The sequence below is a fragment of the Kribbella italica genome, from assembly GCF_014205135.1.
Taxonomy (GTDB): domain Bacteria; phylum Actinomycetota; class Actinomycetes; order Propionibacteriales; family Kribbellaceae; genus Kribbella; species Kribbella italica.
The window spans coordinates 6764470-6774619 of sequence record NZ_JACHMY010000001.1 but is presented as its reverse complement, the minus strand read 5'-3'; the positions used below and the strand labels follow the sequence as shown (position 1 = coordinate 6774619).

Genomic DNA, 10150 nt, shown 5'->3' with positions numbered 1-10150 from the left:
CCGAGGGTCCACGTGGGAGTGCGCCCCACGGTTCAGTCCGGGAGGCAGAAAAACACTCTGAACCGCAGTGGCCCTCGCCACGTGGTCTGGGTGGAACCGGCTGGACAGCGGGAGGCGCGATGGCCGACATCAAGATGGACTACAACCTGCTCAACGACGCCAAGACGGACCTGAAGGATCTCGCCGAGGACCTGATCCCGTCGATGGACGACGAGGTCTTCATGAACCTCGGCGAGGGCGGTGCGACCGACGAGCTGGGCAGCAGCGAGATGTCGTCGGCCGTCTCGGAGCTGCACCAGAACGCCTCGTACACGATGGGCAAGGCCAAGAAGGGCCTGAACGCGCTCAGCGATTCGTTCGGTTCGGTCGGTGAAGCGTTCCTCCAGTTCGACGCCGAGATCGCCCAGGGCATGCAGAGCACCAACAGCAACCTGGCGTTGTCGAACTACTACCGGGAGAAGGCCGACTGGGACCACCTCCAGGAGAACCCGGACGACTGCCTCGAAGAGAACTGGGTGCTCGACCACGCGCCGAGCTTCTGCAGCGCCGAGGACCCTGGTGACGCCCCGCCGCTGGACCAGTCGATCGTCACCGACCGCGGCAACGTCAACACCCACCTGACCGTGGACGACGAGGGCAACGTGACCAAGGAGGAGACCACCGTCACCTACGACGGCAAGACCTACACCTCGGTCACCTCGTACAGCGACGGCGGCAACACGATGGTCACCGACAGCACGTACCCCGACGGCAGCACGGTGCACAACGACACCAAGATCCACGACGACGGTGGCTCCCACAGCGTGTCGACCAGCACTGACTCCGAGGGCAAGAAGGACATCACCGACACCACCATCGAGGCTGACGGCAGCGGGACGCAGACGGTGACGGACTCCGACGGCGTCGTCCGCGAGTACACCCGAGGACCGGACGAAACCAGCGGTACCAGCAAGGAATGGGTCGAGACCCCGGAGAGCGTGGAGGAGAACGAGGAGGACGAGATCCCCGAGACCCTCGGCGCCGTCTGACCTGCACCGACGACAGAAGCGAGCCAACCGATATGGCACTGGACGGCATCAACCTCGAGTACGGCAAGATCGAAGAGGTCAGCGGTCTGCTGAGTGACGCGAACGCCCAGATGGTTCCGCAGCTGATCAACCTGCGGAACCGGGTGAACCTCCTGGTCGAGGACGGCCTGGTCTTCAAGGTGTCCAGCGAGACCATCCGCAACCTCTACGCCTCCCTCGACACCTCGCTGCAGCAGGCGGCCGAGGGGATCAAGTCCTTCGCCACGATGTTCAACGACATCGAGGCCGGCGCGAAGGACTTCGACGACAAGATCAAGGCCGCTCTGCCCGGCTGAACCACCGACCACGGCCTGGCCCATGACCCAGGACGACGTTCGACCCAACCGCAGTGTCCACAGCCCAACCAGGAAGTGAGTTATCCGCCATGGCGCAAGACGGAATCAACCTCGACTACGGCAAGATCGTCGACGTCACCAACCTGATGAAGAACGCCCACGAGCAGATCGTGCCGCTGATCGGCACCCTGCGGGACCGGGTGAACACGCTGGTCGAGGACGGCATGGTCTTCAAGCAGTCGAGCGAGGTCATCCGCAGCACCTACAACAACTTCGACTCCAGCCTGCAGGCCGCGGTCAAGGGCATCAACGACTTCTCCGACATGTTCAACGGCATCAAGAAGAACGCCGAGGAGTTCGACCAGGGCATCACCGACAGCCTGAACCAGTCGAAGTAGGACGGCTTCACCCAGGACCACCAGCACCGGAAGGAGCCCCGGAGATTCCTCCCGGGGCTCTTTTCTTTGCCGTGCGCAACGGTCCGCGGTCAGGCCCGCAGCGTGGTGAGCGGCAGCTGGACGGTGATCGGGACCGAGCCGGGACCGGTGGTCCAGGCCCGGCCGAGCTTGGGCGCGGCCCGGGTGATGTTGTGGTTGAGCCGGACGCCGATCAGGTCGCCGTCGCCGAAGGAGTGCGGTTCGGTCACCACGCCGCGGCGGGCCCGGCGGGCCGCGGTCGGCCAGCCGCCCATCCCGGACTGGAAGCCGTCGGTGGACGCGCCGAAGACGAGGGCGGTGCCGTTGTCCCGGCCGGAGGCGATGATCTCCTTCAGGACCCGGTCCGCGGCCGCCGACATCAGCAGGTCGGCGTCGTCGATCATCACGACCTTGGGACCGGCGATCTGGTCGAGGGTCGCGCGGAGCTGGTCCTCGCCGGGGTCCCCGCTGCTCATCAGCACCACCTGGGGATGGCGCTCGAGCGTCCGCAGCTGGCTGTCCCGCGGGGTGATCAGGATCAGCGACGTCCCACCGGCCAGCAGCGAGACGGCCAAGCAGGACAGCGTGTTGCTACGCCCTGATCCAGGTGGCCCGAGGACGGCGAACGACGAGGCGACGCCGGCCAGGTCGACCCCGAGCGGTCCGGCGTCGTCGCCGCCGACACCGATCAGGCCCCACAGCGGCCGCCGGAACTCGTCCGGAACGAGGTCGAACACCGCGGAGAACTCGACCGCCGTCGGCAGCTCGGTGACCGGGAACGGACGGCGCCCGGCCGGGACCTTCGAGTCCCGCTTCCGGGCCTCGATCGCGATCTCCCGGATCGCCTCGACCTGCGCGGCGCCGCCGCCTTCGGCCAGTACCGCGATCTGGGTCTCGCTGCCGGTCAGGACGTGCCAGCCGCGACCGGGACCGATGACGGCCGGCACCTTGTTCAGCCGGAGCCCGGCGGCCTGGTAGTCGGTCCGTTCGGCCTGCCGCAGCAGCAGTTTGTGGTCGTTGTGGGAGGCCAGCCGCCCACCCAGCAGTGACCGCTCCGAGGTCACCACGACGTGTACGCCGACGCCGGCGCCCTCGCGCAGCAACCGGATGACGTCCTGCAGGATCTGTCCTTGGTCGTGGTCCTCGAGGGTCGCCGACAGCGCGTCCCAGCCGTCGATCAGGACCAGGATGTGCGCCGGGCGTTCCGCCTTCGGCAGCACCTTGCGCAGCTCGGTCAGACCGGTGGCGTTGTGCTTGCCGGCCAGTTCCTGCCGCTGGGTGATCTCCTGGTTCAGCCGGCGCAGGACCCGGCTCATCCGTTCCATGTCGTGCCGGGACGCGACGGCGCCGCAGTGCGGCAGCGCCTCGAGCGTGGCCAGACCGCCACCGGCGGCGTCGATGCCGTAGATGTGCAGGTCCGCGACACTGATGTTCTTCGCCGCGGATCCGGCCAGCGTCCGCAGCATCTGGGTCCGCCCGGTCCGCGGGGCCCCGATCACGTACAGGTGCCCGAAGGTCTCGAAGTCGACCCCGGCGACCCGCTGCTGCTGCAGAGCGGGCAGATCCTCCAGCGCGTACGGCGCGAACAGGCTCTGGTGACTCGTCTCCGGAAGCTCCGACAGCAGCATCTGCGGCTTCAACGCCGGCCGCCACGGTTGCGGCTGGACGTCGAAGTCCTCCAGCTGCTCGGTCGCCTCACGAATCGCCTCGACCAGAACCATCAGGTCGGTGACCGCGAGCGTGGCCGGGGCCTCGTTCTCGACGACCGGCGCGTCGTCCACGGAGACCGGCTTGCCGAGCGACTCCCAGTCGAGATCGGTGACGTGCACGTTCGACGGTTCCACCGGGCCCTGCTCGATCAGGTCGTCCTCGACATCGCGTTCGGCGCCGACCCACGCGGTCTGGAACAGGTCCGCGAGCCGGGGCCCACGCCGGATCACCGCCCGGCCGGGGATCGACGGGTTGATCGAGGCCGCCTCGTTGACGTCGACGATGTCCATGCTCTCGGCCGCGTCGGTCACCCGCAGCGCGATCCGCAGGTTGGTGTTCGCCCGCATGTCACCGCTGACCACGCCACCGGGGCGCTGGGTGGCCAGGATCAAGTGGATCCCGAGCGACCGGCCCCGCTGGCCGATGCCGATCAGGCCCGGCACGAACTCCGGGATCTCGCGCACCATCGCGGCGAACTCGTCGATGACGATCACCAGTCGCGGCAGCCGTCCGAGCTCCGGGTTCACCAGCCGCTTGGCCTGGTAGTCGGGCAGGTCCTTGGCGTCGGCGTCGGCGAGGATTCGTTCCCGGCGGCGCAGCTCGGCGTCGAGCGACTCCAGCACCCGCTCGACCAGGTGCGTGTCGAGGTCGGTCACCATGCCGAGCGTGTGGGGCAGTCCGGCGCACTCCTTGAAGGCGCTACCCCCCTTGTAGTCGACCAGGACGAAGGTCAGCTCGTCCGGCCGGTTCACGCTCGCGAGCGAGGCGACCATCGTCTGCAGCAGTTCCGACTTGCCGGACCCCGTCGTTCCGGCAATCAGGCCGTGCGGTCCGTCGTGCACGAGGTCCACCACGAACCGACCGTCGAAGTCGGCGCCGAGGACGAACGACGTACTGGCCGGACGGCGCTGCCAGCGGCCCAGCAGGGTCTCCGCGGTCGGCGGCTCCAGCTCCAGCTCCTCGAGCAGCTTGACGCTCTTCGGCAGGCCGGCGTCGTGGTCGGGGCTGACGTCGCGCACCGGCGCCAGCGCGCGGGCGATCTGTTCGCACCACTGCGAGGTGACCAGGTCGATCCGGACGTTCTTCAGGTCCGGCATCCCGGGAAGTTTCACGGTCAGCGTCTGCAGACCGGTGGCCAGCACCGCACCGCACTCCTCGGGCAGCAGCCGCTCGTCGCGGTCCAGGCAGATGCTGTAGACGCCGACCGCGGGCCCGTCGGTGAGGACCTGGATGAACCCCGGTACGTCGCGCAGCCGGCGCGCGCCGTCCGCGATCACGACGATCTCGGGGTCGCGCAGCGGCTCGTTCCGGCCGGAGGCCTCGATCCGGCGCTGCCGTCCCTGGACCTGGGAGATCAGCTCGGTCACCCGGGCCGTCGTCGTCGCGTCGTCGTTGGCGATCAGCACCGACGCCGGGCCGCCCTCGGGCCGCAGGTGCGGCAGCCAGCGGACCCAGTTCCAGTCCTCGGCCCGGTCCGGCTCGGCCAGGACGATGATCCGCAGCATCCGCGGCGAGTGCAGCACTGCGGCCTGGATCACCATCCAGCGGCTCAGCGAGTGGGACTCCAGGTCCCGCCCGGCGATTCCGACCACGCCGTGCCCGCGCAGCGGGAGGGCGACCGGCGCGTCCGGGATGGTCCACCGGATCGTCCGGTGGTTCTCCTCCCGGCTCTGGTCGTCGAGCTCCTTCAGCGAGGCCTGGTCGGCCGTTCCCAGCCGGAGCAGCAGGTAGTCGGCATCGGACCGGCGGCGTTCCCACAGCCGGCTGCCCGGCATCGTGGCCAGCTGGGCGATCCGGACCGGATCGGGCGCGGTCACGTTGCGGACCAGCCGTTCGCGGGCGACCGCGACGCTGATCTCCTCCTCCAGCGCCGCCTTCCGGGCGTTGTACCGGCGGATCGCCTCGAGGTGCTCGGCCCGGTTGTTCTTCCGGCCGCTGAAGTAGTTCATCGCCATCATCATCGGGCTGAGCATCGTGAAGACGAGGAAGAAGTAGGAGTTGAGCAGCCAGACCATCACCATGCCGAGCACCACCGGCGCGATCACGATCGGCCAGGGGAACGGACGCTTCATCGGAGGGTTCGGCGCGTTCGGCAGCCGCAGCTTCTCGTCGTCCAGGTGCGGCGCGATCCGCGGCGGCCGGTTGTAGTCGAGCCCGAAGCCGTCGTCGGAGAACCGGACCGCGGCGACCGGTTCCAGCTCGCCGCTGCGGCGCAGCAGCACCGACCCGACCGCGAGATCCTCCTCCGGCAGCCAGCGGTTGATCTGACCGACCGGGCTCTCGCCCGGATCGATCGCCGGTGAGAGCTCGTCCTCGGTCGGGTTCTCCACGTCCTGGATCCGGATCGCGCTGGTCGCGGCATCGTCGTCGGGCGGACCGATCAGCCGGCTCATCACCTTGCCGCGCATCGGCTCGGTCTGGTGCCAGTACGTGTCGCCGCCCGGGCCGACCGTCACCCACAGGCCGCGCGGCGGTACGCCGGACCCGGTCAGCTGGATCGCACAGAGCGGGTCGGAGCCGATCTCGTGACTGCCGGGGCCGATCCGCCAGATCCGGCCGGAGTCCGGCCCGGACACGGCGTGCAGCTCGACGGTGATCGGCGCGGGCCCGGCCGGGCGCTGCAACAGGTTGGGCATCTCGGCCGGGGCGCCGATGCCCAGAACGCTGCCTTCGCGGATTCCGGACCCGGCCAGCGGAGCTCCCGGGTTGAGCTTGCGGCCGCCGACGAACAGCTGCTGACCGGGCTGCCCGAGGCCTTCGGCCAGCGCTCCGACGGAGAGTCCCTTGGGAAGTTTCAGCACCCGGTCGGTACGCCGGGCTCCCCGCTGTTCGACCGTGGTGAGATTCAGCTCCACGATGTCGCCTTCCCCGTCGATGCGTCAGTGGGCCGGTCGCCCGGACGCCCGCCGGAGGGATGCAGCACCGAGACCCCGGCCACACCGGTCGGAAGCTCCAGGTCGTCCAGGTCGTCGACGGTGGTCGCCGGACGGACCGGCCCCCGGGTCTCGAACTCGTGCGGCGGCATCCGCCGTACCGATCGTGCCACAGCCTTTGCCAGCGGCAACGGATCGATCTCCAGCCAGGTCGCTCCACCGTGCAGCCGCAGGACCTGCTCCTCGGTCGCCTCGATCAGCCGCGAGCTGCCCCGGCCCACGCCGAGACTGATCAGCCGGACCCCGGACGGGATCGGCTGGTCCAGCGGCCCGGCACCGACCACGAACCAGGCGCCGATCCGCCGGATCGCTTCCTCCAGCCGCATCCCGTCGTGCCGGTCATGGATGCCCTCGGCAACCTCCACCGCTCCGACCGGCAGGCGTACGTCGAGTTGCGCGGCCACGGCCTGGACGACGCCCTGCGCGAGCCGCGGTACGCCGTACACCGACAGCGAGGACGGCCCGGCCAGCAGATCGATCATGATCGCGCTGCCGCCGTCGGTGCCGGTCCCGAGGCAGACCAGCAACGGGGTCTGCGGCGGCCGGTAGCCGGGCGGCAACGAGTAGTCGGCGAGCTCGCCGCGCTCGATCCACCACAACCGCGGATCGTCGGGATCCTTCTCCCAGGGCTCGGGCAACGGCCGCTCCGCGGCGGCCCCCGCGACCAGGACGCCGATCCGCCGCTTCGTCAGCGCCAGCGCGTACGGCGCCATCCCGGGATCGATCGCCGCCGCGTAACTCATCGCCTGCTCGGCTTGGGCCCAGCCCGCGTGGTTCCGCAGTACGCCGGCCAGGAAGCGCAGGCGACGGCGGTACCTGATCCGGTCGCGGACCGGGTCGGTGAAGGCGTGCACCGTCCGGCTGGTTTCCCGCTTGATGCCGCGGCCCAAGCGGCGCCAGCCACCGAGTTTGCGGACCAGCAGGTTGAGCAGGACGAGGAACAGCAACGCCAGGCCGATGTAACCGACGACCTGGTGCGTGTTGCCGCCGCCTCCCAGTGCACTCATGCAGCGGCCTCGCCCCACCCGCGACGCAGCAGGTCGGCCCGCAGCGCGCGGACCGCCGTGTGGGTCCGCGACTTCACGGTTCCGATCGGGACGTCCAGGGCCATGGCGACATCCTCGCCGGGCTGGCCGCAGAGATGAACCCGGATCACCACTTCGCGGTGCGCGGGTGACAAACGTCTCAGCGCGTCGACCAGGACCCTTCGATCGGTGATCTCGTCGGCCGGGTCGGGTGCGCTGATGGTCGTCTCGAAGTCGGCTTGGCTCAGGCCGCTGGGCACGGTCCGCTGGGCCCGGCGGTGCTGGTCGACGACCAGGTTGCGGGCGACCCGGAACAGCCACATCCGGATCGGCCGGCTCTCCCAGTCCAGCGTCTCCGCCTGCTGCCAGGCCCGCAGCAGCGTCTCCTGGACCACGTCCTCGACAGCGAACGCGTCCCAGCCGACCAGGCTCTTCACGTAGCGGCGCAGGCTGTCACGTTCGGCCAGACAGAGCTCGATGGCGTGCAGGCGGCCGGGGCTGATGTCGTTGATGACGGACCTCACAGGTTGGGGCGGTACGAGAGGCAGAGACCCGAAATTCGGGCTTCAATTTAACTCTTGAAGACAACTCGCGCAATCGCTTCCGGTGAACGATGAGTAACGACTGGCGCTCATCTGGTAACCGGACGGTGTTCTTCCGGAGATGTTTGACTCCGGCCGGGGACGCGGGTGATCCTCGGGTAGGCCGCCACTGCCGGAGGCGGCCGGCTGATCGCCCTAGAAGCCATGGAGCCCACGTGCCGCCCTCCCGATTCGCCCGTTCGCGCCGGTCCGACGGACCCGGTTCGACCCGCTTCGCCGGGACGTTCGCCCGCCGTCCACTGACGCCGCGGGTGACCTCCCTGCCCGATCGCCGGGCCTGGATGACGACGGCGTTCGTCGCCACCTTCGTGGCCGGTGCCGCGGTCGCCGTACCGCTGCTGACGCACCTCGGCGGAGACTCGCCGAAGGACACGATCGTCGCGGTCGACGCGCCGCTCACGTCCCGGGCGACGACCACACCGACCGTCACGCCGACCGTCGTACCGACCGCGACGACGACCACCACCGTGACCGGCAAGCCGCGGGTCTCGGTGGCGACCGCGACCGTGACGGTGACCGCGCCGGGCGGCCAGGTCACCGTGCTCAAGCCGGGCGCGACCGTGACGTTGCCAGGGGCCACTACCACCGTGACGGCGCCGGGCGGCCAGGTCACGGTGGTCAAGCCCGGTACGACGGTGACGTTGCCCAAGGCCACGACCACCGTCACGACGAAGGTGACCGAGAAGGGTCAGGAGCAGACCGGCGGCGACGCGGTCAAGCAGGACGCCGACCAGCTGCGCGCGATGAAGAGCACGCCGGCGACCATGCGCAGCGAGGGCGCCAAGCGCTGCATCGACGTCAAGGACGGCCGGGCCGGCGCGGGCACCGACGGCACCCCGCTGCAGGTCTGGGACTGCAACGCGGGCAGGAGCCAGAGCTGGGTGTTCAACTCCGACGGAACGGTCCGCGCGCTGAACCAGTGCATGGACCTGGCCTGGGGCTCGATCGCGGAGAACACCGCGATCCAGCTGGTCGCCTGCAACGGCAGCGCCGCCCAGCAGTTCCGCGTCACCCAGAAGGGCCAGCTGATCAACCCGGCCGCCGAGGGCAAGTGCGTCACGGTCGACAAGGGCGACAACGGCGGCCGGCTGTTCCTGCGCGGCTGCAGCGGTGACGGCAACCAGAAGTGGGCCCAGTCCTGAAGGCCTTGCGGTAAAGGGCTTCTAGAACGCGTACGGGTACGGCGACCAGTCGGCGGGCCGCTTCTCCAGGAAGGAGTCGCGGCCCTCGGCGGCCTCGTCGGTGCCGTAGGCCAGCCGGGTCGCCTCACCGGCGAACAGCTGCTGACCGACCAGCCCGTCGTCGATCGCGTTGAACGCGTACTTCAGCATCCGCTGGGCGGTCGGCGACTTCGCGCAGATCTTCCGGCCCCAGTCCAGCGCGACCTGCTCCAGCTCGGCGTGCGGGACGACCTTGTTGACCATGCCCATCCGGAACGCGTCCTCGGCGTCGTACTCGTCGCCCAGGAAGAAGATCTCCCGGGCGAACTTCTGCCCGACCTGCCGGGCCAGGTACGCCGAACCGAACCCGCCGTCGAACGACGCCACGTCCGCGTCGGTCTGCTTGAACCGCGCGTGCTCGGCCGAGGCCAGCGTCAGGTCGGCGACCACGTGCAGGCTGTGCCCGCCACCGGCGGCCCAGCCCGGTACGACTGCCACGACGACCTTGGGCATGAACCGGATCAGCCGCTGCACCTCGAGGATGTGTAGCCGGCCCGCCTTGGCCGGGTCGATCGAGTCCGCCGTCGTTCCCTCGGCGTACTTGTAACCGTCCTTGCCGCGGATCCGCTGGTCGCCGCCGGAGCAGAACGCCCAGCCGCCGTCCTTCGCGGACGGACCGTTGCCGGTCAGCAGCACGCACCCGACGTCGCTCGACATCCGCGCGTGGTCGAGCACCCGGTACAGCTCGTCGACCGTCTGCGGGCGGAACGCGTTGCGGACCTCGGGCCGGTTGAAGGCGATCCGCACCACCCCGGCGTCGACCGCCCGGTGGTAGGTGATGTCGGTCAGGTCGAAGCCGTCGACCGCCTTCCAGGCCGACGGGTCGAAGATCTCACTGACGTGCGCTGGGTCGGTCACCCGGCCGAGCATATTTCAGGGCC

8 protein-coding genes are annotated in these 10150 nt (G+C 69.6%); 4 read left to right on the top strand and 4 right to left on the bottom strand.

Annotation, left to right across the window (positions count from 1 at the left end; all coding sequences use genetic code 11):
• Positions 1 to 119: 119 nt before the first annotated feature.
• The 3 genes from HDA39_RS31670 to HDA39_RS31660 all read left to right on the top strand — a co-directional run bounded on the left by HDA39_RS31670 (position 120) and on the right by HDA39_RS31660 (position 1761).
• A complete protein-coding gene (locus tag HDA39_RS31670) occupies positions 120 to 1028 on the top strand; it encodes a hypothetical protein (protein ID WP_184801437.1) in 909 nt (302 codons plus the stop codon).
• Positions 1029 to 1060: 32 nt separating this feature from the next.
• Positions 1061 to 1363, top strand: a complete 303-nt coding sequence (locus HDA39_RS31665) for a hypothetical protein (RefSeq protein WP_184801435.1) — start codon at positions 1061 to 1063, stop codon at positions 1361 to 1363.
• A gap of 89 nt (positions 1364 to 1452) precedes the next feature.
• Positions 1453 to 1761: a hypothetical protein gene (locus HDA39_RS31660; protein ID WP_184801433.1), complete on the top strand. Its 309-nt coding sequence runs from the start codon at positions 1453 to 1455 to the stop codon at positions 1759 to 1761.
• Between the two features lie 89 nt (positions 1762 to 1850).
• Here the strand turns inward: HDA39_RS31660 and HDA39_RS31655 are convergent, their stop codons facing one another.
• From HDA39_RS31655 to HDA39_RS31645, 3 genes are read right to left on the bottom strand one after another with little or no spacing between them, the layout of a single operon-like run.
• Positions 1851 to 6344, bottom strand: coding sequence for an FtsK/SpoIIIE domain-containing protein (locus HDA39_RS31655; RefSeq protein ID WP_184801431.1), 4494 nt, complete (start codon positions 6342 to 6344; stop codon positions 1851 to 1853).
• Complete coding sequence (locus tag HDA39_RS31650; protein ID WP_184801429.1) at positions 6335 to 7429, bottom strand: hypothetical protein; 1095 nt, start codon at positions 7427 to 7429, stop codon at positions 6335 to 6337. Before HDA39_RS31650 ends, HDA39_RS31655 begins: the two co-directional genes overlap by 10 nt.
• Positions 7426 to 7971 (bottom strand): sigma-70 family RNA polymerase sigma factor, encoded by a 546-nt coding sequence (locus tag HDA39_RS31645; RefSeq protein ID WP_202893177.1) that lies wholly within the window; start codon positions 7969 to 7971, stop codon positions 7426 to 7428. Before HDA39_RS31645 ends, HDA39_RS31650 begins: the two co-directional genes overlap by 4 nt.
• 233 nt (positions 7972 to 8204) lie before the next feature.
• On the opposite strand from HDA39_RS31645, the gene HDA39_RS43900 reads away from it, so the two are divergent.
• Positions 8205 to 9191: a ricin-type beta-trefoil lectin domain protein gene (locus HDA39_RS43900; protein ID WP_202893176.1), complete on the top strand. Its 987-nt coding sequence runs from the start codon at positions 8205 to 8207 to the stop codon at positions 9189 to 9191.
• A gap of 21 nt (positions 9192 to 9212) precedes the next feature.
• Here the strand turns inward: HDA39_RS43900 and HDA39_RS31635 are convergent, their stop codons facing one another.
• Positions 9213 to 10127: a 1,4-dihydroxy-2-naphthoyl-CoA synthase gene (locus HDA39_RS31635; protein ID WP_460658497.1), complete on the bottom strand. Its 915-nt coding sequence runs from the start codon at positions 10125 to 10127 to the stop codon at positions 9213 to 9215.
• Positions 10128 to 10150 lie beyond the last annotated feature (23 nt).